At 60.5% G+C, this 22,695-nt stretch carries 24 protein-coding genes; 10 read left to right on the plus strand and 14 right to left on the minus strand.

Going from position 1 to position 22,695, the window contains the following annotated elements; translation table 11 throughout:
- Nucleotides 1–11 precede the first annotated feature (11 nt).
- Nucleotides 12–1,436: a 6-phospho-beta-glucosidase gene (locus ACMWKK_RS07030; RefSeq protein WP_112780940.1), complete on the plus strand. Its 1,425-nt coding sequence runs from the start codon at nt 12–14 to the stop codon at nt 1,434–1,436.
- Nucleotides 1,437–1,503: 67 nt separating this feature from the next.
- Here ACMWKK_RS07030 and hycI read toward each other — a convergent pair whose 3' ends face one another.
- The 9 genes from hycI to hycA all read right to left on the minus strand — a co-directional run bounded on the left by hycI (nt 1,504) and on the right by hycA (nt 9,282).
- Nucleotides 1,504–1,959 (minus strand): hydrogenase maturation peptidase HycI, encoded by a 456-nt coding sequence (hycI, locus tag ACMWKK_RS07035; protein ID WP_045330663.1) that lies wholly within the window; start codon nt 1,957–1,959, stop codon nt 1,504–1,506.
- Nucleotides 1,952–2,362 carry a formate hydrogenlyase maturation HycH family protein gene (locus ACMWKK_RS07040; RefSeq protein ID WP_112009676.1) on the minus strand — a complete coding sequence of 137 codons (411 nt, stop codon included), beginning with the start codon at nt 2,360–2,362 and terminating at the stop codon, nt 1,952–1,954. The genes hycI and ACMWKK_RS07040 overlap by 8 nt, the downstream gene beginning before the upstream one ends.
- The gene (locus ACMWKK_RS07045; protein ID WP_045330658.1) at nt 2,359–3,126 is read right to left on the minus strand and encodes an NADH-quinone oxidoreductase subunit B family protein; all 768 of its coding nucleotides are present in this window, start codon (nt 3,124–3,126) and stop codon (nt 2,359–2,361) included. The genes ACMWKK_RS07040 and ACMWKK_RS07045 overlap by 4 nt, the downstream gene beginning before the upstream one ends.
- A complete protein-coding gene (locus ACMWKK_RS07050) occupies nt 3,126–3,668 on the minus strand; it encodes a formate hydrogenlyase complex iron-sulfur subunit (RefSeq protein WP_112780941.1) in 543 nt (180 codons plus the stop codon). Before ACMWKK_RS07050 ends, ACMWKK_RS07045 begins: the two co-directional genes overlap by 1 nt.
- Nucleotides 3,669–3,677: 9 nt before the next feature.
- A complete protein-coding gene (hycE, locus tag ACMWKK_RS07055; RefSeq protein WP_045330653.1) occupies nt 3,678–5,387 on the minus strand; it encodes a formate hydrogenlyase subunit HycE in 1,710 nt (569 codons plus the stop codon).
- 15 nt (nt 5,388–5,402) lie between these two features.
- Entirely contained in the window at nt 5,403–6,326 is a 924-nt protein-coding gene (locus ACMWKK_RS07060) for a respiratory chain complex I subunit 1 family protein (protein ID WP_112780942.1), read from the minus strand.
- A 1-nt stretch (nt 6,327) separates the two neighbouring features.
- Nucleotides 6,328–8,142: a formate hydrogenlyase subunit 3 gene (gene hycC / locus ACMWKK_RS07065; RefSeq protein ID WP_112780943.1), complete on the minus strand. Its 1,815-nt coding sequence runs from the start codon at nt 8,140–8,142 to the stop codon at nt 6,328–6,330.
- Nucleotides 8,139–8,747 carry a 4Fe-4S dicluster domain-containing protein gene (locus ACMWKK_RS07070; protein WP_112780944.1) on the minus strand — a complete coding sequence of 203 codons (609 nt, stop codon included), beginning with the start codon at nt 8,745–8,747 and terminating at the stop codon, nt 8,139–8,141. The genes hycC and ACMWKK_RS07070 overlap by 4 nt, the downstream gene beginning before the upstream one ends.
- A 70-nt stretch (nt 8,748–8,817) precedes the next feature.
- A complete protein-coding gene (gene hycA, locus ACMWKK_RS07075; RefSeq protein WP_112780945.1) occupies nt 8,818–9,282 on the minus strand; it encodes a formate hydrogenlyase regulator HycA in 465 nt (154 codons plus the stop codon).
- Nucleotides 9,283–9,494: 212 nt separating this feature from the next.
- Here hycA and hypA point away from each other — a divergent pair, with 212 nt between their 5' ends.
- The 6 genes from hypA to flhA are packed head-to-tail and all read left to right on the plus strand — an operon-like array spanning nt 9,495 to nt 15,240.
- Nucleotides 9,495–9,845, plus strand: a complete 351-nt coding sequence (hypA, locus tag ACMWKK_RS07080; protein ID WP_112780946.1) for a hydrogenase maturation nickel metallochaperone HypA — start codon at nt 9,495–9,497, stop codon at nt 9,843–9,845.
- A gap of 3 nt (nt 9,846–9,848) precedes the next feature.
- On the plus strand, nt 9,849–10,712 hold the full coding sequence (gene hypB, locus ACMWKK_RS07085) for a hydrogenase nickel incorporation protein HypB (protein WP_112780947.1): 864 nt from the start codon (nt 9,849–9,851) through the stop codon (nt 10,710–10,712).
- Nucleotides 10,703–10,975: a HypC/HybG/HupF family hydrogenase formation chaperone gene (locus tag ACMWKK_RS07090; RefSeq protein ID WP_045330640.1), complete on the plus strand. Its 273-nt coding sequence runs from the start codon at nt 10,703–10,705 to the stop codon at nt 10,973–10,975. Before hypB ends, ACMWKK_RS07090 begins: the two co-directional genes overlap by 10 nt.
- Before the next feature lie 3 nt (nt 10,976–10,978).
- A complete protein-coding gene (gene hypD / locus ACMWKK_RS07095) occupies nt 10,979–12,100 on the plus strand; it encodes a hydrogenase formation protein HypD (protein WP_112780948.1) in 1,122 nt (373 codons plus the stop codon).
- Nucleotides 12,097–13,107 (plus strand): hydrogenase expression/formation protein HypE, encoded by a 1,011-nt coding sequence (gene hypE, locus ACMWKK_RS07100; protein ID WP_112780949.1) that lies wholly within the window; start codon nt 12,097–12,099, stop codon nt 13,105–13,107. The genes hypD and hypE overlap by 4 nt, the downstream gene beginning before the upstream one ends.
- A 57-nt stretch (nt 13,108–13,164) precedes the next feature.
- Complete coding sequence (flhA, locus tag ACMWKK_RS07105) at nt 13,165–15,240, plus strand: formate hydrogenlyase transcriptional activator FlhA (RefSeq protein ID WP_112780950.1); 2,076 nt, start codon at nt 13,165–13,167, stop codon at nt 15,238–15,240.
- 6 nt (nt 15,241–15,246) lie between these two features.
- On the opposite strand, the gene ACMWKK_RS07110 is transcribed toward flhA, so the two are convergent.
- Nucleotides 15,247–15,591, minus strand: coding sequence for a nitrous oxide-stimulated promoter family protein (locus ACMWKK_RS07110; protein ID WP_112780951.1), 345 nt, complete (start codon nt 15,589–15,591; stop codon nt 15,247–15,249).
- Nucleotides 15,592–15,766: 175 nt separating this feature from the next.
- Between ACMWKK_RS07110 and ACMWKK_RS07115 the strand changes: the two genes are divergently transcribed.
- Together ACMWKK_RS07115 and mutS are read left to right on the plus strand one after the other, a co-directional pair.
- Nucleotides 15,767–15,997 carry a SymE family type I addiction module toxin gene (locus tag ACMWKK_RS07115; RefSeq protein WP_112780952.1) on the plus strand — a complete coding sequence of 77 codons (231 nt, stop codon included), beginning with the start codon at nt 15,767–15,769 and terminating at the stop codon, nt 15,995–15,997.
- A gap of 113 nt (nt 15,998–16,110) precedes the next feature.
- A complete protein-coding gene (gene mutS, locus ACMWKK_RS07120) occupies nt 16,111–18,672 on the plus strand; it encodes a DNA mismatch repair protein MutS (protein WP_112780953.1) in 2,562 nt (853 codons plus the stop codon).
- 245 nt (nt 18,673–18,917) lie between these two features.
- On the opposite strand, the gene ACMWKK_RS07125 is transcribed toward mutS, so the two are convergent.
- The 3 genes from ACMWKK_RS07125 to ACMWKK_RS07135 are packed head-to-tail and all read right to left on the minus strand — an operon-like array spanning nt 18,918 to nt 21,169.
- The gene (locus ACMWKK_RS07125) at nt 18,918–19,139 is read right to left on the minus strand and encodes a non-oxidative hydroxyarylic acid decarboxylases subunit D (protein ID WP_003862116.1); all 222 of its coding nucleotides are present in this window, start codon (nt 19,137–19,139) and stop codon (nt 18,918–18,920) included.
- A 10-nt stretch (nt 19,140–19,149) separates the two neighbouring features.
- Complete coding sequence (locus ACMWKK_RS07130; RefSeq protein WP_112780954.1) at nt 19,150–20,577, minus strand: non-oxidative hydroxyarylic acid decarboxylases subunit C; 1,428 nt, start codon at nt 20,575–20,577, stop codon at nt 19,150–19,152.
- A complete protein-coding gene (locus ACMWKK_RS07135) occupies nt 20,567–21,169 on the minus strand; it encodes a non-oxidative hydroxyarylic acid decarboxylases subunit B (protein ID WP_112780955.1) in 603 nt (200 codons plus the stop codon). The genes ACMWKK_RS07130 and ACMWKK_RS07135 overlap by 11 nt, the downstream gene beginning before the upstream one ends.
- 172 nt (nt 21,170–21,341) lie before the next feature.
- Between ACMWKK_RS07135 and ACMWKK_RS07140 the strand changes: the two genes are divergently transcribed.
- The gene (locus tag ACMWKK_RS07140; protein ID WP_045330623.1) at nt 21,342–21,749 is read left to right on the plus strand and encodes a MarR family winged helix-turn-helix transcriptional regulator; all 408 of its coding nucleotides are present in this window, start codon (nt 21,342–21,344) and stop codon (nt 21,747–21,749) included.
- On the opposite strand, the gene ACMWKK_RS07145 is transcribed toward ACMWKK_RS07140, so the two are convergent.
- Nucleotides 21,746–22,633, minus strand: coding sequence for a LysR family transcriptional regulator (locus tag ACMWKK_RS07145; protein ID WP_112780956.1), 888 nt, complete (start codon nt 22,631–22,633; stop codon nt 21,746–21,748). The two genes, ACMWKK_RS07140 and ACMWKK_RS07145, sit on opposite strands and share 4 nt — an antisense overlap.
- Nucleotides 22,634–22,695 lie beyond the last annotated feature (62 nt).

Here is a 22,695-nt window from a genome sequence, read left to right on the forward strand (position 1 = left end):
GCGAGGTAAGAATGTCTGTTTTTCCACAAGGATTTTTATGGGGCGGCGCGCTTGCCGCCAACCAGAGTGAAGGGGCTTACCGTGAAGGGGGCAAAGGGCTGACGACGGTCGATATGATCCCCCACGGCGCGAACCGTCTGGCGGTGAAGCTGGGTAAGGAAAAGCGTTTCTCGCTGCGTGACGACGAGTTCTACCCGAGCCACGAGGCAATTGATTTTTACCATCGCTATAAAGAAGACATCGCCCTGATGGCGGAGATGGGCTTTACGGTGTTCCGCACCTCGATTGCCTGGAGCCGCCTCTATCCGAACGGCGACGAACCGCTGCCCAACAAAGAGGGCATTGCCTTCTACCGCGCGGTATTTGAGGAGTGCAAAAAGTACGGCATCGAGCCGCTGGTGACGCTCTGCCACTTCGACGTGCCGATGCACCTGGTCACGGAGTACGGCTCGTGGCGCAGCCGCAGGATGGTCGATTTCTTCGCCCGCTACGCCCGCACCTGCTTTGAGGAATTTAACGGCCTGGTGAAATACTGGCTGACCTTCAACGAAATCAACATCATGCTGCACAGCCCGTTCTCCGGCGCGGGGCTGGTGTTTGAGGAAGGTGAAAACGAAGACCAGGTGAAATACCAGGCCGCGCACCACGAGCTGGTGGCGAGCGCGCTGGCGACCAAAATCGCCCACGAGGTGAACCCGGAAAACCAGGTCGGCTGCATGCTGGCGGGCGGTAACTTCTACCCGTACTCCTGCAAGCCGGAAGACGTGTGGATGGCGCTGGAGAAAGACCGCGAGAACCTGTTCTTTATCGACGTGCAGGCGCGCGGCAGCTACCCGGCCTACTCTGCCCGCGTGTTCCGCGAGAAAGGCGTGGTGATTGTGAAAGACCCGGGCGACGATGAGCTGCTGAAAAACACCGTCGATTTTGTCTCGTTCAGCTATTACGCCTCGCGCTGCGCGTCGGCGGATATGAACGCGAACAACACTAATGCGGCGAACATCGTCAAATCCCTGCGCAACCCTCATGTTCAGGTGAGCGAATGGGGCTGGGGCATTGACCCGCTCGGCCTGCGCATCACCATGAACATGATGTACGACCGCTACCAGAAGCCGCTGTTCCTGGTGGAAAACGGCCTCGGCGCGAAAGACGTCATTGATGAAAACGGCGAGATCAACGACGACTACCGCATCAGCTACCTGCGCGAGCATATCCGCGCGATGGGCGACGCGATTGAGGACGGCGTGCCGCTGATGGGCTACACCACCTGGGGCTGCATCGACCTGGTGGCTGCATCAACGGGCGAGATGAGCAAGCGCTACGGGTTTGTCTACGTGGACCGCGACGACGCCGGGAACGGCACGCTGGAGCGGAAACGCAAGAAATCGTTCGGATGGTATAAGAAGGTGATTGCCAGTAACGGGGGGGATCTGGAGTAGCCTGCTTTGCCGGGTGGCGGCTTCGCCTTACCCGGCCTACAAAACCGTAGGCCCGGTAAGCCGCTGCTCAAAGCTGAGAAAACCCTCCGTCTCCAGCCCACCCGGCTAGTCGTGAATACACCACCTCCACCGCCTCCTTCACCGGTGGCGTCATCGGGTAATAAAACCCAACGATATCCGGCTGAATGCCCAAAAAAAGCACCTCGCCGACGTCGTCTTTAATCTGATCGACCAGGTAGTTCAGCGGCATATTGTGGGTGGTCATCATAAACATTTCGGCAATGTCGTCCGGGTCAATCAGGCGGATCTCGCCGGGATTGAGCCCCATATCGGTGGCATCGACGATTAACAGCCTGTCCGGGCGCAGCTCGCGGATGGCGACCACGTCATTTTCCGGCGCGCTGCCGCCGTCAATCACCACCCAGCCGCCCTGCGGGTTCGCGGCGCACATCCCGGCCAGCAGCGGGCCCGCGCCGTCGTCGCCCATCATGCTGTTGCCGACACACAGTAAAACGTCAGTCACGTAATCTCCTCACCATCAGGTAGATGGCGCTCTCCTGATGAATATCGTGCAGCATGCCGAGCAGCGTTTTGCTCCACGCCTGCTGCTCCGGGGTTTGCCTGCCGAGCGCCGCGTCAAAGGCGTTGGCGAGCATCGCAATGTGGTTGGCGTCGATCACGATCTCGCCGTACTTCGGTACGCCCTCCATCTTGCGCCGCGCCGTGCTGCCCTCCTCCAGCGTGGCAATCCACGCCAGGTAATCCGGCCACGGGCAGCTCAGCGCCGCCTCCAGGCAGTCAATCACCCCGAGGTGGTGCCCAATCGCCAGGCTGTAATAGACCACCTGCTGCGCCGCATCCGGCGTGGCATCGTTCTCATCAATAAACTTACGGCTCAGCTGGCTGAACACCACCGTTTCACTCATCGGATACGCGCCTCGTCCACAATGCTGTTCAGGTTCGCCACAATCTCATTGAGACGCGGGTCGTTTTCCGCCTCCAGCCAGCGCGCCACCTGATGTTCACCCTGGCTCAGCAGGCGCAGATAGTCGTCGGCAATCTGGCGGCCGTAGCGGTAGCCCGCCAGCCTGCGCGCCGTGCGGTCGACCTTCACCCGCAGCGGCTGGACCATGTCCGGGTGCAGAATGGCCGCCGGCTGGTTGTCAAGCTCGCCCGGCTCGCGGGCGTGGATTTTCTGCTCCAGCAGGCCGAGCGCCATGGCAAAACCGTACAGCGTCGCGGCAGGCGTTGGCGGACAGCCCGGAATGTAGACGTCGACCGGCACGATTTTGTCGGTGCCGCCCCAGACGCAGTAGAGGTCATGGAAGATGCCGCCGCTGTTGCCGCAGGCACCGTACGAGATGCAGATTTTCGGATCCGGCGCGGACTGCCAGGCGCGCAGCGCGGGCGAGCGCATGGCGCGGGTGACCGCCCCGGTGAACAGCAAAATGTCCGCATGACGCGGGGACGGCACCACCTTGATGCCGAAGCGCTCGGCGTCAAACAGCGGCGACAGGGTGGCGAAGATCTCAATCTCACAGCCGTTGCAGCCGCCGCAGTCCACGCGGTAGACGTAGGCCGAGCGTTTGATTTTTTTCAGCAGCGACGCCTTCATGCTGGCGATGGATTCGTCCACCGTCATCGGCACCGGAATGCCGTTATCGTCGCGCGGGCCGAGTAAATTTTCCATCAGCTGGCCTCTCTCATGTGGCGGGTGATATCAATGCGGTCGGACGGCAGCAGGCATTTCTGCCGTTTGCACTCGGGGCAGGTCTCAAAACTTTCACGATGATGCTCCGCGCGGACGTCACCGTTGTGCTGCAGCAGCGCGATGGCGTAGTCGATCTCTTTTTGCACGGCGAACGGACGCCGGCAGACGCGGCAGTGGCAAAGGTCAAAGCGCGACTGCTGCAGGAAGTCTTCTTTCTTCCACACCGCCAGCTCGTACTCCTGCGACAGGCGAATGGCGACCGTCGGGCAGACCTCCTCGCAGCGGCCGCAGAAGATGCAGCGCCCAAGGTTAAACTGCCAGGCCAGCTCGCCGGTTTTGAGATCCGTTTCCACCGTTAAGGCGTTCGACGGACAGGCGTTGACGCACGCCGCGCAGCCAATGCACTGCTGCGGGTTGTGCTCCGGCTTGCCGCGAAAGTTTTTATCGACCGGCATCGGCTCCAGCGGATAGCGGCTGGTGGGCGTGCCGGTTTTGATCACTTTTTTGATAAAGGTAAACATGGCGAGTCCTTATTTCAGCGGCGAGTTTTTACGCTCGATGCTGTAGCGCTCAAGCTCTTTGTACGGCACCACCTGGCTTTTCTTCTTGCGCACGTCCACCACGGTCATGCGGTCGGTGCAGGAGTAGCACGGGTCGAGGCTGCCGATGATCAGCGGCGCGTCAGACACGGTGTTGCCGCGCAGCATGTAGCGCAGGGTCGGCCAGTTGGCGTAGGTCGCCGCGCGGCAGCGCCAGCGGTAGAGCTTTTGGTTGTCGCCGGTCATGCTCCAGTGGATATCATCCCCACGCGGCGCTTCGGCAAAGCCGAGCGCAAAGCGGTTCGGAATGTAGGTGAAGCCCTCCACCATCAGCGGGCCGCCCGGCAGGTTGTCGAGACCGAAGTCGATCATGTTCAGGGCGGTGAACACCTCGTTGATGCGCACCTTGAGGCGCGAAATGACGTCGCATCCCTGCTCGCTGTGCACGGTCATCGGCAGCAGGCCGTAGCCGACGAACGGGTGATCGGCACGCGTGTCGCGGGCGTGGCCGCTGGCGCGCACCATCGGGCCGACGTTGCTGAAGTCGCGGGCAATTTCCGGATCGAGACGGCCAATCCCCACGGTGCGCTGTTCAATATTGGGCGTGCTGAGCAGCATATCCACCAGCTCCTGCACGTCCCGGCGCATCTGCTGCGCCAGCTGGCGGGTCTGGATCATGTCGTTTTTCAGCAGGTCGCGGCGGATCCCGCCGATCAGGTTCAGGCCGTAGGTTTTGCGCGCCCCGGTGAGGATCTCCGCCATCTTCATCGACGCTTCGCGCACGCGGAAGAACTGCATAAACCCGGAGTCGAAGCCGACAAAGTGGCAGGCCAGGCCGAGGTTCAGCAGGTGCGAGTGCAGGCGCTCCACCTCCAGCAGAATGGCGCGGATCATCTGCGCGCGTTCCGGCACCACAATCCCCATACCGTTCTCCACCGAGGTGGTGTAGGCGGTACTGTGGGCGAAGCCGCAGATGCCGCACACGCGGTCAGAGAGGAAGGTCACTTCGTTGTAGCCCATGCGGGTCTCCGCCAGCTTTTCCATGCCGCGGTGGACGTAGAACAGGCGGTAGTCGGCGTCGATAATGTTCTCGCCGTCGACGAACAGGCGGAAGTGGCCCGGCTCGTCGGAGGTAACGTGCAGCGGGCCGATCGGCACCACGTTGTTCTTCTTGCTGCCGAGTTCGTTGATGAACTCGTAGGTTTCGCTGTCGGTGGTCGGCGCCGGGCGCTGGCGATAGTCCATGCTGTCTTTACGCAGCGGATAGAGCTCGTCCGGCCAGTCGTCCGGCAGCACCAGACGGCGCTCGTCCGGCAGGCCGACCGGCACCAGGCCGTACATGTCGCGCACTTCGCGCTCGCCCCAAACGGCAGCGGGCACGCGCGGCGTGACGGACGGGTATTCCGGCTTATTCGGGTCGACTTCAACCCGCACGGTGAGCCAGCACTTCTCGCCCTGCTCCATCGACATCACGTAGTACACGGCGTAATTGCCGCACAGCTGGCGCTCGTCGTTGCCGAACAGCACCGACAGCCAGCCGCCCTGCTGGTAATAGAGAAACTCCACCACTTCCGGCAGGTAGTTCACCTTCACGGTAATCGTGATCTGGTCTTTGGTTTGCCAGCCTTCATCCAGCACCACGCCGGGGAAGGCCTGATGCAACGCGGCGAGATACTGCTGGCCTTTCTTTTCTTCAGACATAAACACTCTCTTTAATCACGCCACCAGCAAGGAGACGAACGCTAAAAATGCAAAACCAAAACCGGCCCAGGTGATGCGCGACGTTTCGACAAAACGCAGGCGCGCCATGCTGTTTTCAAACAGGGCAATCACCAGCACGCCGACCAGCAGCTTGAGGACGGTAACCACGACGGCCAGCACCAGTCCGCCCGCGGAGAAATGCGTCATCTGGCCCCACGGGAAGAAGACGCCGACAAACATCTGCAGCACCACCAGCTGTTTGAGGCTGATGCCCCACTTCAGCACCGCAAAGCCGTAGCCGCTGTATTCGGTGAGCGGCCCTTCCTGCAGCTCCTGCTCGGCTTCCGCGAGGTCAAACGGCAGTTTGCCCATCTCAATAAAGGTCGCGAACGCGCACGCGCACAGCGCCAGTACCAGCGGAATGGAGCGGGCAGCCGGCCAGTGATAAACGGTATCGGTGATAGCGCTGATGTGGGTAGAGCCCGCGACCTGCGCGGCGACCCACATTCCCAGCAGCAGGATCGGCTCAACCAGCACGCCGAGCATTGCCTCGCGGCTGGCGCCGATGCCGGTAAACGGACTCCCGGTGTCGAGACCCGCAATCGCAAAGAAGAAGCGGGCGATGGCAAAGAGGTAGATAAGCGTGATCAAATCGCCGAGCACCGTCAGCGGCGACCCCACCGTGACCACCGGCAGCGCGGTGGCGATGGTGAGCATTACGCCCACCATCACAAACGGCGTCAGGCGGAAGACCCAGCCTGAGGCGTCGGGCGCGACGCTCTGGCGAGAGAGCAGCTTGAAGAGATCGCGGTACTCCTGGAGCACGCCAGGCCCGCGACGGTTGTGCATCCGGGCGCGCGCCACGCGCGTAATGCCCGACAGCAGCGGCGCCGCGGCGAACAGCACCAGCGCCTGAAGAATTGCCAGTAACAGAGTCATGTCAGGCTCCTCGTGAAATCATAATGACCACCAGCACCGCCAGCTCGATGACGGCAAGACGGCGGAACAGCGCGGGCGCGGCGGCGCTCTGCCAGCCGGGTACCCAGCCCACCGGATTGAGCCACTGGCGCAGCTTCAGCACGGCGGCGAAGTTCTCCTTCACCGGCATGGCGAAGCCGTGGGCGGTAATGACCATCGACTGCTCGTGTTCGTAGCCGCAGGCCCACGCCGCTCCGCGCGAGCGGGAGGCGAGCCGGTCGCGTTTGAAGAACAGCATCAGCACGAGCGGCAGCAGCGGCGCGCCAATCAGCAGCAGCGCAATCATCGGCTGGGAAACGGTGGTGTTCGCCACGGTCAGCGGCAGCGGAATGGCGTGGCCCAGCAGCGGCAGCAGCCACGGCGCGGCCACGCCGCCCGCGATGCAGCACAGCGCCAGCGCGACCACGCTCACTCCCATTAAGACCGGCGCACAGCAGGCGTTTTCCGCTTCGCGGGTGCGCGGCGCGCCCAGGAAGGTCACGCCGTAGACTTTCGCCATGCACATCACTGCCAGCGCGCCGGTAATGGCCAGGCCAACCGCCAGCAGCGGGCCGAACAGACGTGCGATAAAGGCATCGCTCTGACCGAGGGCGAAGAAGGACTGGTAGATCACCCACTCCCCGGCAAAGCCGTTCAGCGGCGGCAGCGCGGCCATCGCTATCAGCCCGACCAGCATCGCCAGTGAAATCACCGGCATCTTTTTGCCGATCCCACCGAGCTTTTCGATATCCCGATGGCCGGTGCGGAACCAGACGCTTCCCGCCCCAAGGAACAGGGTGCTTTTAAACAGGCTGTGGTTGACGAGGTGATACAGACCGCCGATAAACCCGGCGGCGATCAGCGCCGGTTGATTAAGCGCCAGACCGGTGACTCCCACGCCGATACCGAGCAGGATGATGCCGATATTTTCCAGCGTGTGGTACGCCAGCAGGCGCTGGATGTTGTGCTCCATCAGCGCGTACAGGCCGCCGACAAATGCGGTAATCATGCCGGCTAACAGCAGCACGACGCCCCACCACAGCGGCGGCTGTCCGCCGGTCAGCGTAATCGCCAGAATGCCGAACAGGCCGACCTTCATCACCACCGCAGAAAACAGCGCGGCGGCGGGCGCAGAGGCGTTCGCATGCGCCTGCGGCACCCAGCCGTGCAGCGGGATAATCCCGGCGAGCAGGCCAAAGCCGATCGCGCCCAGCAGCCAGACGTCATTCCCCAGCGGATGGCCGTTGAGCGCGGAGAAATCCAGCGTGCCAAAGCGTTGCCACACCAGCCAGCAGGCCAGCGCCAGCAGCAGCGTCCCAAGGCGGCCGAGCGCAAACCACAGCTTGCCGGAGGCGCTGCAGCCCGTCAGGAACACGCCGCACAGGGCCATAATCTCCGCCATCACCACCAGCGCCCCGAGGTTGCTGGCAATAACGGTGCAGACCGCCGTTGCCATCAGCAGGTTCACCAGCAGGCCGTTGGCTTTGGCGTGCGGATGGTGGTGCCAGTCGATATTGAACAGGCTGATAAACAGCCCGCACAGGCCAAAGGTCACCAGCCAGATGGCGTTCAGCGGCGTCATCGCAACGCTGTGGCGAATCAGCGGCATCACGGCCTCAACGGACTGGCCGCCGAGCAGGACAGCGCCGCCTGCCGCAAGCGTCATCAGGCTACCTGCTGCCCCGCCGATCCCGGCTATCGCGCCGCTCAGGGTTTTATGGAATGAGAAGAGAAGCGCCAGAACAGCGGCGGCCGCAAAACAGGCTACCGCGCTGGTCATCATCATTGCCGCGTTCATTTCGCCCCCTCGTTAAGCGCCTGTAGCAGGGAAAGGTCGCCAAAATCACTGTTGATGGTCAGCTCGCGTTTACGCTTGCTGGTGCGGGCGATGTCGCGAATGTTAACCAGAATTAGCGCTTTCGTCGGACAGGTCCGCACGCAGGCCGGGCCCTGCTCGTCGAAGCTGCACAGGTCGCACTTCACCGCCACGGCGCGGATGCCGGGTACCCAGTCCAGCAGCGTGCTGACGCGTGCAGGCGCCGGTGGCGCGGGCGGCGCTTTTGGCGAGTTGGCGTTCGCCGGAACGTGTAGCGGACGGCTGCCGGAAAATTCGATCGCGCCAAACGGGCAGGCGATGCCGCACAGCTTGCAGCTCACGCACAGGCTTTCATTCAGCTGGACCGCGCCATCCAGGCGGGTGATGGCATTCACCGGGCAGACACCCGCGCAGGGGGCATCTTCACAGTGATGGCAGAGCTGCGGGGCAGACTCTTTTTCATTACGCATGACGTGCAGGCGCGGCATGGACTGCAGCCCATGCAGGCGATGCGTTTCCGAACACGCCGCCTCGCAGGTTCGACAGCCAATGCAGACCGTCGAGTCAGCAATTACAAAACGGTTCACCGGGTTATCCTCTGGTGATAGTCATTTTTGTCGAAAAACTGTCTTGTCGACACTTCTCGACACGCAGGGGTCAGGCCACGTTCGCTGAGGCGTTGCCACCCATCAGCTGCGTCAGGTTGACCGGGAGATCGTGTTCAACGGCGGCGTACAGGCCGTTATAGACCGGCGCGATTTTTTCCAGATAGTGCTCCAGCACCTGCTGGCGATCGCGGTTGCTGACGTGGCCGTCGACCATGCCGTCGGCCATCAGCTGCGCCTTCGCAATACACTGTTTTTCGCCGTCTTTTGTCTCGAGGTGATACTCAATGGTGTGGCTGTTGAAGTTATCCGCCAGGGTCACGTTGATGGTGAAATGGCCGAACAGAACAAAGCGCATGTCGCCCTGCGCCGCGCAGCTCATCGCGTGATGAAGACGCGCTTTCGAGAGGGTAATGCCCTGAACCAGAGAGTTGCAGTAGAGGTGCCACTGGTCCTGCAGCTGCTGATGACGTTGCGCGATGTAATCCGCTTTTTCGCTGATTTCCCAAATAGTCATAGAAGGTATCCGGTTAATGGAGATAGCGGCTGTTAAGCAGATTCCATGCCAGTTTTTATCACATTGATTTTAAATACATTTAATCACATAAACGCTGTCACCGGCGCGGTGTCGACGTGTCATTTCGACAGCGTTGACATCGTCACGCCTTAACAGAAATCAAGCTGGCACCGTTATTGCATTCCAATGGCGCAATTCATTGAGGAGGCGTCATGCACGAAATCACCCTCTGCCAGCGGGCTCTGGAACTTATCGAACAGCAGGCAGTGCAAAACAACGCGAAGCGCGTCACCGGCGTCTGGCTGAAGGTTGGGGCATTTTCCTGCGTTGAGACCAGCGCCCTGACCTTCTGCTTTGAGCTGGTATGCCGCGGCACGCTGGCGGAAGGCTGCGAGCTCCATATTGAAGAACAGCAGGCGGAGTGCTGGTGCGGGCAGTGCCAACAGTACGTCACCCTGCTGTCATCAAAGGTTCAGCGCTGTCCGCAGTGTCAGTGCACGGGTCTTCGCATCGTGGCGGATGACGGCATGCAGATCCAACGCCTCGAAATCGAGAAGGAGTAAAGTATGTGTAGCACCTGCGGTTGCGCCGAAGGCAACCTGTATATAGAAGGGGATGAACATCGCCCTCACTCCGCGTTTCGCTCGGCGCCCTTTTCCCCCGCCCCGCGCCCTGCGGCTGCCCTGACCGGCATCACCTTTGCGCAGCAACGCTCCGATGCGGGCGATCTGCATTACGGCCACGGCGAAGCGGGCACTCATGCGCCGGGCATGAGCCAGCGGCAGATGCTGGACGTCGAAATTAACGTGCTGGACAAAAATAACCAGATCGCCGCCCGCAACCGCGCGCGCTTTGCAGCCCGCAAACAGCTGGTGCTGAACCTGGTGTCCAGCCCCGGCTCCGGCAAAACGACGCTGTTAACGGAAACGCTCAAACGCCTGAACGGGCGCGTCTCCTGCGCGGTAGTCGAGGGCGATCAGCAGACGGTAAACGACGCCGCGCGCATTCGTGAAACCGGCACCCCGGCGATTCAGGTCAACACCGGTAAAGGCTGTCACCTGGATGCGCAGATGATTGCCGATGCGGCCCCGCGCCTGCCGCTTGAAGATAGCGGCATCCTGTTTATTGAAAACGTCGGCAACCTGGTCTGCCCGGCGAGCTTCGATCTTGGCGAACGACACAAGGTGGCGGTGCTGTCGGTAACCGAAGGCGAGGACAAACCGCTGAAGTACCCGCACATGTTTGCCGCCGCGTCGATCATGCTGCTGAACAAAGTCGACCTGCTGCCGTACCTTAATTTTGACGTGGACAAGTGCCTGGCGTACGCCCGCGAGGTGAACCCGGAGATTGAGATCCTGCTGGTCTCCGCCACGCGCGGCGACGGCATGGACGGCTGGCTACAGTGGCTGGAGAACGAACGATGTGCATAGGCGTGCCGGGACAAATTCACTCTATCGACGGTAATCAGGCCAAAGTCGAGGTCTGCGGCATTCTGCGCGACGTAGACCTGACGCTGGTAGGCAGCACCGATGAGGCGGGCGCATCGCGTCTCGGCCAGTGGGTGCTGGTCCACGTGGGGTTTGCCATGAGCGTGATTAACGAAGCGGAAGCCCGCGACACGCTCGACGCCCTGCAAAACATGTTCGACGTGGAGCCTGACGTGGGCGCGCTGCTATTTGGCGAGGAGCGGTAGCACATGCGTTACGTTGATGAATACCGCGCCACGGAGCAGGTGCTAAAGCTAATCAGCCACCTGAAAACGCGCGCGGCGCTGCTGGACTACACCAAAGAGAGACCGCTGCGGATCATGGAGGTGTGCGGCGGTCATACGCACGCCATCTTCAAATTTGGCCTCGACCAGCTGCTGCCGGAGAACATCGAGTTTATCCACGGCCCCGGCTGCCCGGTGTGCGTTTTGCCGATGGGGCGCATCGACAGCTGTATTGAAATTGCCAGCCGGCCCGACGTCATTTTCTGCACCTTTGGCGACGCGATGCGCGTGCCGGGTAAAAACGGCTCGTTGCTGCAGGCGAAAGCGCGCGGCGCGGACGTGCGGATCGTCTATTCGCCGATGGATGCCCTGACGCTGGCAGAGAACCACCCCGCGCGCAAGGTGGTGTTTTTTGGCCTGGGATTTGAAACCACCATGCCCGCCACCGCCATCACGCTGCAGCAGGCGAAAGCGCGCGGCGTCGGTAACTTTTTCTTCTTCTGTCAGCACATTACGCTCATCCCCACTCTGCGCAGCCTGCTGGAAGAGCCGGGAAACGGCATTGACGCCTTTCTGGCGCCGGGTCACGTCAGCATGGTGATTGGCACAGATGCCTACGGTTTTATCGCTGAACAGTACAATCGTCCGTTAGTGGTGGCTGGTTTCGAACCACTTGATCTACTACAAGGTGTGACCATGCTGGTTGAGCAGAAAATAGCGGCCCTGAGCAGCGTGGAAAACCAGTACCGCCGCGTGGTGCCGGATGCGGGAAATGAACGGGCACAGCGGGCGATAGCCGACGTGTTTAGCGTTGAGGGCGACAGCGAGTGGCGCGGCCTGGGGCTGATTGCCGAATCCGGCGTGCGCCTGACGCCAGCCTATCGCGCGTTCGACGCCGAAGCGCATTTCCGCCCGCAGCCGCAAGAGGTTTGCGACGATCCGCGGGCCCGCTGCGGCGAGGTGCTCACCGGCAAATGCAAACCGCATCAGTGCCCGTTATTTGGCAACACCTGTAACCCGCAGACGGCGTTTGGCGCGCTGATGGTCTCCTCCGAAGGGGCGTGTGCCGCGTGGTATCAGTATCGCAACCAGGAGAGTGAAGCATGAATACGGTTGAAATGGCGCACGGCAGCGGCGGACAGGCGATGCAGCAGCTGATTAACCGGCTGTTTATGGAAGCCTTCAACAACCCCTGGCTCGCCGAACAGGAAGACCAGGCGCGCATTGACCTCGCCACCTTGACCGCGCAGGGCGACAGGCTGGCCTTCTCCACCGACAGCTACGTGATTGATCCGCTGTTTTTCCCGGGCGGCGATATCGGCAAGCTCGCCGTCTGCGGCACGGCCAACGACGTTGCCGTCAGCGGTGCCGTTCCGCGCTACCTCTCCTGCGGGTTTATCCTCGAAGAGGGGCTGCCGATGGCGACGCTCACGGCGGTGGTCAACAGCATGGCGCAGACCGCGCGCGAGGCGGGGATCGCCATCGTCACCGGCGATACCAAAGTGGTGCAGCGCGGCGCGGCCGACAAGCTGTTCATCAACACCGCGGGCATGGGGGCGATCCCTGCCGATATTCACTGGGGGGCGCAGCGCCTCAGCGTGGGCGACGTGCTGATCGTGACCGGCACGCTGGGCTGCCACGGTGCCACCATCCTGAACCTGCGTGAAGGTCTGGGGCTGGACGGGGAACTGCGCAGCGACTGCGCGGTGCTCACCCCGCTGATCCAAACGCTGCGCGCTATACCCGGCGTGAAGGCCCTGCGGGACGCCACCCGAGGCGGCGTGAATGCCGTGGTTCATGAGTTTGCGGCAAGCTGCGGTTACGGGATTGAACTCACCGAGCGCAGCCTGCCCGTTAAGCCTGCCGTGCGCGGGCTTTGCGAACTGCTGGGGCTTGACCCGCTTAACTTCGCCAACGAAGGCAAGCTGGTCATTGGCGTCGAACGTGCCGCAGCCGAAGCCGTTCTGGAGCAGCTGCGGGCACATCCGTCAGGAAAAGAGGCGGCGATGATTGGTGAAGTGGTTGAGCGCAAAGGGGTGCGCCTGACCGGGCTTTACGGCGTGCAGCGCACGCTGGATCTGCCGCACGCTGAACCTTTACCCCGTATTTGCTAGGCCGCGCCACAAGCGGCCAGCATAGAATTTTTTTGCTCGTTTCTACTGGAAAGCACTATGCCGTATACACCGATGAGCGATCTTGGACAGCAGGGCCTGTTTGACATTACGCGCACACTTTTACAGCAGCCCGACCTCGGTGCGCTGAGCGATGCCCTGACGCGGCTGGTCAGGCAATCGGCGCTGGCGGACAGCGCCGCGATTGTACTGTGGCATAGCGGAACGCAGCGCGCGAGCTACTACTCCGCGCGGGATGATGGCAAGCCGTTTGAATACGAAGACGAAACCTATCTGGCACACGGCCCGGTGCGCCGCATTCTCTCCCGGCCAGAAGTGCTGCACTGCAACTTTGCGCAATTCCGCCAGGCGTGGCCGAGGCTGGCACAGAGCAACCTCTATCAGCCTTTCGGGCACTACTGCATGCTGCCGCTGGCGGCAGAGGGGCAGATTTTTGGCGGATGCGAGTTTATCCGCACCACCGACCAGCCGTGGAGCGAGGCGGAATACGAGCGCCTGCACACCTTTACTCAGATTGTGGCCGTGGTGGCGGAGCAGATCCAAAGCCGCGTCACCAATAATGTCGATTACGACCTGCTGAGCCGCGAGCGCGATAACTTCCGCATTCTGGTCGCCATCACCAACGCCGTGCTGTCACGGCTCGACATGGATGAGCTGGTCAGCGAAGTCTCGAAAGAGATCCACCACTATTTCAAAATCGACGCCATCAGCATCGCGCTGCGCGGCCACCGCAAGGGCAAGCTGAACATCTACTCCACCCACTACCTCGATGAAGCCAACCCGGCACACGAGCAGAGCGAAGTGGACGAAGCGGGCACCCTTTCGGAGCGGGTCTTCAAAAGCAAAGAGATCCTCCTGCTCAACCTGAGCGAGCAGGACCCGGTTGCGCCTTACGAGCGGATGCTGTTCAACACCTGGGGCAATAAGATCCAGACCCTGTGCCTGCTGCCGCTGATGTCCGGCAACACCATGCTGGGCGTGCTCAAGCTGGCGCAGTGCGAGGAAGGGGTATTTACCACCGCCAACCTGAAGCTGCTGCGCCAGATCGCCGAGCGTATCTCCATTGCCCTGGATAACGCCCTCGCCTATCAGGAGATCCACCGCCTGAAAGAGCGGCTGGTGGATGAAAACCTGGCCCTGACCGAACAGCTCAACAACGTGGACAGCGAGTTTGGTGAAATCATCGGCCGCAGCGACGCCATGTACAGCGTCCTCAAGCAGGTTGAGATGGTGGCACAAAGCGACAGCACGGTGCTGATTCTGGGCGAAACCGGTACGGGGAAAGAGCTGATTGCCCGCGCTATCCACAACCTGAGCAACCGCAACAGCCGACGGATGGTGAAGATGAACTGCGCCGCAATGCCCGCGGGGCTGCTGGAAAGCGATCTCTTCGGCCACGAGCGTGGCGCATTCACCGGCGCCAGCAGCCAGCGGCTGGGGCGTTTTGAGCTGGCGGACAAAAGTTCGCTGTTCCTCGACGAAGTGGGCGATATGCCGCTGGAGCTGCAGCCGAAGCTGCTGCGCGTCCTGCAGGAGCAGGAGTTTGAGCGCCTTGGCAGCAACAAGCTTATCCAGACCGACGTGCGGCTGATTGCCGCCACCAACCGCGACCTGAAAAAAATGGTCGCCGACCGCGAGTTTCGCAGCGATCTCTACTATCGCCTGAACGTCTTCCCGATCTTCCTGCCGCCGCTGCGCGAACGTCCGGAAGATATCCCTCTGCTGGTCAAAGCGTTTACCGCGAAGATTGCCCGCCGGATGGGGCGAAATATCGACAGTATTCCTGCCGAGACGCTGCGTGTTCTCTCATCAATGGAGTGGCCCGGCAACGTGCGCGAGCTGGAAAACGTCATCGAACGCGCGGTGCTGCTGACGCGCGGGAATGTGCTGCAGCTTTCTTTACCGGAAACGATCGCGTCAGATACCCCGGCACCGCAGGCCGAGATGGCGAAAGAGGGAGAAGATGAGTATCAGCTGATCGTGCGCGTGCTAAAAGAGACTAACGGCGTGGTCGCCGGGCCGAAAGGTGCCGCGCAGCGCCTGGGGCTAAAACGCACCACGCTGCTGTCGCGCATGAAGCGGCTGGGCATTGATAAAGAGAGCCTGGACGCATAGCTGCCGCTATTTTTTGGGACGGTATTTTTCCGGTAATTCAGGCACCGGGCGGCGGTCATCAATCAGATGGCGAACGGTCAGTATGGGGTGACGCCATAGCATGCGCGGCCCCGCCCAGCGCATAATCTGCCTCATCTCCTCCCGCTTTGCGGGCTGGTAGCAGTGCACCGGACACTGTTTACAGGCAGGCTTTTCCTCACCAAAAACACACTTATCCAGGCGCTTATCGGCATAGGCGTTGAGCGCCTGATAGTGCCCTTCCTCCTGAGACGCCTGCGGGCACTGCTTTTCATACAACGCGATCATCTTCGCGATGGTCTCTTTTTCTCGTGAGATGCGTTTACCGGACATATCGGCTTACCGAATAATAAAGTGTATTAACAATACACCTTTCAGCATGGAATTTCAGCGATTGCATGTCGTTTTCTGAAGCCTGATTCCAGTTTTAGCCCGGCATCGCCCCATAATTACTGGTATTTTATACAGGCATCAGTAATGACTTTTATCCGTGTTGCCAGGAGACGCCATGCAAGAACTCGCTATCAACAAACCCTATCGCCATTTAACCGTGGGATATTTCAGAAAACGCCATGAAGACCGTAATACCAAGATACCTAAGCGCTACAGCGTGCATGCTGCGCTGAGCTTAAAAGGCGACTGGCTTGAAAAGGCTGGGTTTACGACCCATTCCAGGGTTCGGGTGGGCGTAGAGCATGGAAAAATCGTCATCGAATTAATGCCGGAAGGTACCTCGTAAAGCCACGACATTTTTCTGCGCCGTACCTTTTTTTCATGCGACAATAGAAGGAACAAGCGGCCACCGAGCCGATCAAAACGTTTTATTTTCAAAGAAATGGACATCATAACTCCATGAGCACAATCGACAATTTCGACGCGCATACGCCAATGATGCAGCAGTATCTGAAGCTGAAGGCACAGCATCCGGAAATCCTGCTGTTTTACCGTATGGGCGATTTTTACGAGCTGTTTTACGACGATGCTAAGCGTGCATCGCAGTTGCTCGACATTTCGCTGACCAAACGTGGCGCATCGGCAGGTGAACCTATTCCTATGGCAGGTATTCCGCACCATGCGGTAGAGAACTACCTGGCGAAACTGGTGAATCAGGGTGAATCTGTCGCCATTTGCGAGCAGATCGGCGATCCGGCAACCTCAAAAGGCCCGGTGGAGCGCAAAGTGGTGCGCATCGTCACGCCGGGCACCATCAGTGATGAAGCCCTGCTTCAGGAGCGTCAGGATAACCTGCTGGCGGCGCTGTGGCAGGACGGCAAAGGGTTTGGTTATGCCACGCTGGACATCAGCTCCGGACGTTTTCGTCTGAGTGAACCGGCTGACCGGGAAACCATGGCGGCCGAACTGCAGCGCACCAACCCGGCCGAACTGCTCTATGCCGAAGATTTCGCCGAAATGGCGCTGATTGAAGGTCGTCGTGGCTTACGCCGTCGCCCGCTGTGGGAATTCGAAATTGATACCGCGCGCCAGCAGCTGAATCTGCAGTTTGGCACCCGCGATCTGATTGGCTTTGGCGTTGAAAATGCGCCGCGCGGGCTGTGTGCGGCAGGCTGTCTCCTGCAGTACGTGAAAGACACCCAGCGCACGGCCCTGCCGCATATCCGCTCGATTACCATGGAGCGCCAGCAGGACAGCATCATCATGGATGCCGCCACGCGCCGTAACCTGGAGATCACGCAGAACCTGGCGGGCGGCGTAGAAAATACGCTCGCGTCGGTCCTCGACAGTACGGTCACGCCAATGGGCAGCCGCATGCTGAAACGCTGGCTGCATATGCCGATCCGCGATACCAATACGCTGGTTTGCCGTCAGCAGACGATAGCTGCATTGCAGGATCGCTATACCGAACTGCAGCCGGTTCTGCGCCAGGTGGGCGATCTGGAGCGTATCCTTGCTCGTCTGGCCTTGCGCACCGCGCGCCCACGCGATCTCGCGCGGATGCGCCATGCTTTCCAGCAGTTGCCGGAACTGCGTGCGCAGCTGAGCGGAGTTGACAGCGCGCCGGTACAGAAACTCCGTGAAACTATGGGCGAGTTTACCGAACTTTGCGAACTGCTGGAGCGCGCCATTATCGATGCGCCTCCGGTTCTGGTACGTGACGGCGGCGTGATTGCCCCCGGCTACAATGAAGAGCTGGACGAATGGCGCGCGCTGGCCGACGGTGCGACGGACTATCTCGATAAGCTGGAGATCCGCGAGCGCGAGCGTCTGGGGCTCGACACCCTGAAAGTGGGGTATAACGCGGTTCACGGCTACTACATTCAGATCAGCCGCGGGCAGAGCCATCTGGCGCCGATTCACTACGTGCGTCGCCAGACGTTGAAAAATGCCGAACGCTATATTATTCCCGAGCTGAAAGAGTACGAGGACAAAGTCCTCACCTCGAAAGGCAAAGCGCTGGCGCTGGAAAAACAGCTTTATGACGAGCTGTTCGACATGCTGATGCCGCACCTGGCCGATCTGCAGCTGAGCGCCAGCGCGCTGGCGGAGCTGGACGTGCTGGTGAATCTGGCAGAACGCGCGGAAACGCTGAACTACACCTGCCCGACCTTTACCGACAAGCCTGGCATTCGCATCACTGAAGGTCGTCACCCGGTGGTCGAGCAGGTGCTGAACGAGCCGTTCATCGCCAACCCGCTGAGCCTGTCGCCGCAGAGAAGAATGTTGATCATTACCGGCCCGAACATGGGCGGTAAGAGTACCTATATGCGACAGACGGCGCTGATTGCGCTGCTCGCCTATATCGGCAGCTACGTTCCGGCGCAGAATGTGGAGATTGGCCCTATCGACCGCATCTTTACCCGCGTCGGGGCGGCGGACGATCTGGCGAGCGGTCGCTCAACCTTCATGGTCGAAATGACCGAAACGGCAAACATTCTGCATAACGCGACGGAGCACAGCCTGGTGCTGATGGACGAAGTCGGGCGCGGCACGTCAACCTACGATGGCCTGTCGCTGGCGTGGGCGTGTGCGGAAAGCCTCGCGAATAAAATCAAGGCCATGACGCTGTTCGCTACCCACTACTTCGAGCTGACGCAACTGCCGGAGAAAATGGAGGGGGTAGCAAACGTCCACCTTGATGCGCTGGAGCACGGCGATACCATCGCCTTCATGCACACGGTGCAGGATGGCGCGGCGAGCAAGAGCTATGGTCTGGCCGTAGCGGCGCTGGCAGGCGTACCGAAAGAGGTGATCAAGCGCGCGCGTCAGAAACTGCGTGAGCTGGAAAGCCTGTCACCGAATGCGGCGGCGACGCAGATTGATGGTACGCAGATGTCGCTGCTGGCGCCTGCAGAGGAGACGTCGCCAGCAGTGGAAGCGCTGGAAAACCTCGACCCGGACTCCCTGACGCCGCGTCAGGCGCTGGAGTGGATTTATCGGTTGAAGAGTCTGGTTTAGTTCTCTGCGGTCTTTTGCCCGGTGGCGCTGCGCTTACCGGGCCTACAAGTTTTGTAGGCCGGATAAGGCGAAGCCGCCACCCGGCAAGCGCTGCGCTTACCGGGCCTACGAGTTTTGTAGGCCGGGTAAGGCGTAGCCGCCACCCGGCAAGCGCTGCGCCACCGGGCCTACGGGTTTTGTAGGCCGGGTAAGGCGTAGCCGCCACCCGGCAAAACAAAGCGCACGATATTATCTACCGGGCTTTTCTACAGCAGCGGCGGGATCGTCGGCACCTGCGGCGCCTCGTCAATATCCTTCTGCGTCATGCGGAACGCTTCCGGGTAATGCTCGCGGCTGGTTCGGCGCAGCGGTTCGGTATCGCGCCAGGTATACAAACAATGCTGGCACTGGTAAACCGTCCAGACGCCTTTCACCGGCGATGTCGCCATTACTTCAATATGCTCATCGGCACAACGTGGACAAATCATCTTTTCCTCCTTATTGACGTGCTGCCAGCATCGCGGTCAGTTTTTCAGCCCAGGCTTTGGTTTCAGGCAGATCCTGTACCGGCTGGCTGTAGTGGCCCCGGGTGTCCGGCGCGACGGGCGTGGTGGCATCGATAATCAGCTTGTCGGTAATGCCCGCCGGGCTGGAGCCTGGGTCAAGTTCAAGCACCGACATGTTCGGCAGCTGCACCAGATCCCCTGCCGGGTTCACTTTCGATGACAACGCCCACATCACCTGCGGAAGGTTGAACGGATCCACATCCTCATCCACCATGATCACCATCTTCACGTAGCCCAGGCCGTGCGGCGTGGTCATGGCGCGCAGGCCGACCGCGCGGGCAAAACCGCCGTAGCGTTTTTTGGTGGAGATAATCGCCAGCAGACCGTGGGTGTACATCGCGTTTACCGCCTGCACTTCCGGGAATTCCGCTTTCAGCTGCTGGTAGAGCGGCACGCAGGTGGCTGGCCCCATCAGATAGTCAATCTCGGTCCACGGCATGCCGAGATAAAGGGATTCGAAAATCGGTTTGGTGCGATAAGAAACCTTGTCGATGCGGACAACCGTCATGTTACGGCCACCGGAATAGTGTCCGGTAAACTCGCCGAACGGCCCCTCAATTTCGCGCTTGCGGCCCTCAATCACCCCTTCCAGGATCACTTCAGAACCCCACGGCACGTCGAAACCGGTCAGCGGCGCGGTGGCAATCGGGTACGGACTTTCACGCAGCGCGCCAGCCATTTCATACTCGGACTGATCGTATTTCAGCGGCGTGGCGCCCATCAGGGTGATAATCGGGTCGTTGCCGAGCGTAATCGCAATCGGCAGGTCTTCGCCGCGCTCTTCCGCTTTGTGCAGGTGCAGGGCGATATCGTGCATCGGCACCGGCTGCAGGCCGAGCTTGCGCTTGCCCTTCACTTCCATGCGGTAGATGCCGACGTTCTGCTTGCCGAAGTTATCCGGGTCAAGCGGATCGCGTGAAACGACGCAGGCTTTATCAAGATAGAAACCACCGTCCCCATCGTTCAGGCGAAACAGCGGAAGAATGTCGAACAGGTTAATGTCGTCACCGTCGACCGTATTCTCCGCCCAGGCCGGGTTGGCGCGGCGTTCTGGCGCAATCGGGAATTTATCCCAGCGGCGGATATACTCGTCGATCTGCTTTTTCACCGGCGTGTTCGCCGGCAGCCCCATCGAAATGGCGTGATTCTGCCAGGAGCCGATGGTGTTCATCACCACGCGGGCATCGGTAAACCCGCGAATGTTGTCGAACCACAGCGCGGGCGCGCCGTCGCCGATGCGGCCGGTCGCGTTGGCTGCCGCCGCCAGATCCGGCTCGGCGTTGACCTCTTCCTCAATTTTCAGCAGTTGCCCTTGCTCATCGAGCGCCTGCAGGAAGCTTCTCAAATCATCAAATGCCATCTTTATTCTCCTGTGAAAAATGTTTCGCCTCGCGCAATCCGTTCCAGCGGCGCGCCTTTTTGTGCTCCAGACCGAACTGGTCGAGCACGCGGGTCACGATATGCTGGGTAATGTCATCGGCGGTTTGCGGATGGTTGTAATAGGCAGGCATGGGCGGCACCATCGCCACGCCCATGCGGGAAAGCGCCAGCATGTTCTCCAGATGAATGGTGCTGAGCGGCGTTTCACGGGGAACCAACACCAGCTTGCGCCCCTCTTTCAGCACCACATCCGCCGCACGGCCCACCAGCCCTTCGGCGTAGCCCGCGCGGATCCCCGCCAGCGTTTTCATGCTGCAGGGAATGACGATCATGCCGTCGGTACGAAACGAGCCGGAGGAGATGGTGGCGGCCTGATCGGCCGGGCTGTGGACAACGTCAGCCAGCGCGGCAACGTCCTGCGCGCTGTAGGGCGTTTCCAGCTCAATGGTGGTTTTTGCCCACTTCGACATGACCAGATGCGTCTCCACCTCCGGCATTTCCCGCAGCGCCTGCAGCAGCGCCACGCCCAGCGGAGCACCCGTTGCCCCCGTCATTCCGACTATCAATCTCATTTATCACCTCAATCAATTTGTTCGTGTACGAACATTGTAGATAAACTACTCCCGGATTACTTTCCTGACAAGATCGTTCGTACACGATCACACAAATAGCTAAAAATTGCCGCGTTATCATCCTGTGCGTTAGCGGCTATCATAGGGGGAGATTTTTTCTGTCGGAGTGTTCATGAAACTAAGACAAGAGGCGTTCCACCTGTTACGTCAGCTTTTTCAACAGCATACCGCGCAGTGGCAACATGCCTTACCTGAACTGACCAAGCCACAGTATGCGGTTATGCGCTCCATTGCCGAGCATCCGGGCATTGAACAGGTGGCATTGACCGAAGTGGCGGTCAGCACCAAAGCGACCCTGGCGGAGATGCTCAGCCGGATGGAGGCGCGCGGGCTGGTCAAACGCGAGCACGATCCCGCCGACAAGCGCCGCCGGTTTGTCTTCCTGACGCCGGAAGGAGAAGCCCTGCTTGCAGGCTGTCAACCGGTTGGCAACGAGGTGGATGAGGCGTTTTTAGGCCGTCTTAGCAAGGCCGAGCGGGAGCAGTTCTCTGCGCTCATCAAAAAGATGATGCACGATTAATTCACGCGGGTGCGCATAAAATCGATAAAGGTGCGCACTTTCGCTGACACATGCCGGGCATCGGGATAAACCGCATAGATGCCCTGCCGCGCAAAAGTATATTCCGGTAAAACCGGGACCAGTTTCCCCGCATCAAGCGCATCGCGCGCCAGCCATTCCGGCAGCAACGCCACGCCACCGCCAGCGAGCGCAAAGGCCATCAGGGCCTGAGCGCTGTCGGCAAACAGGCGCGGCGCTTTTTTTATCTCCAGCGTTTCAGTCGCACCGCCGGCATCTTTCACCTGCCAGCGCAGCGGCGAGGCCAGGCGCTCGTGGATAATCCAGTCCGCGTGGGCCAGCTGCGAAAGCGATGCGATCGGATTTCTCACAAGCCACTCGGGCATCGCGACGGGGAGAATCGAGAAGTGCGAAATCAGCGCGGCGTGGTTGCGCGAATCGGCAAGCGTCCCTAGCCGGATCGCCACGTCAAAGCGCTCCGAGATAAGGTCGGCGTGCAGGGACGACGAAACATGCCGCACGCGAAGATCCGGATGCTGCTGGCTGAACTCGGCCAGTAGCGGCACCACCACCTTTGCGCCATATTCGGGCGTGGTCGTGATCCGCAGTTCACCGGTGAGCCCCGCATGGTTGGCGCGGACATCATCCTGCAGCCGCTCTGCATCCTTCAGAAGCGCCACGCTGCGCTGATGAAAAAGCGCGCCCGCCTCGGTTAACGTCAGGCGACGGGTGGAGCGCAGCAGCAGCGTAACGCCCAGCTCATCTTCAAGCTGGCGAATATTGAAGCTGACCACGGCTTTTGTCAGTCCCATAGCCTCGGCGGCCGCCGTAAAACTGCCGGTATCGGCCACCGCGACAAACATCTGCGTCCGCTGGAGGTTAATCATCTTCACGTCCTAAACCGTCAAAATATTTTTGACAGTATATCGCGCTTTGTCGCGTTTATCCG

Source organism: Enterobacter sp. 01-M-03-SI-ECC (genome assembly GCF_047530215.1).
GTDB lineage: Bacteria > Pseudomonadota > Gammaproteobacteria > Enterobacterales > Enterobacteriaceae > Enterobacter > Enterobacter chengduensis.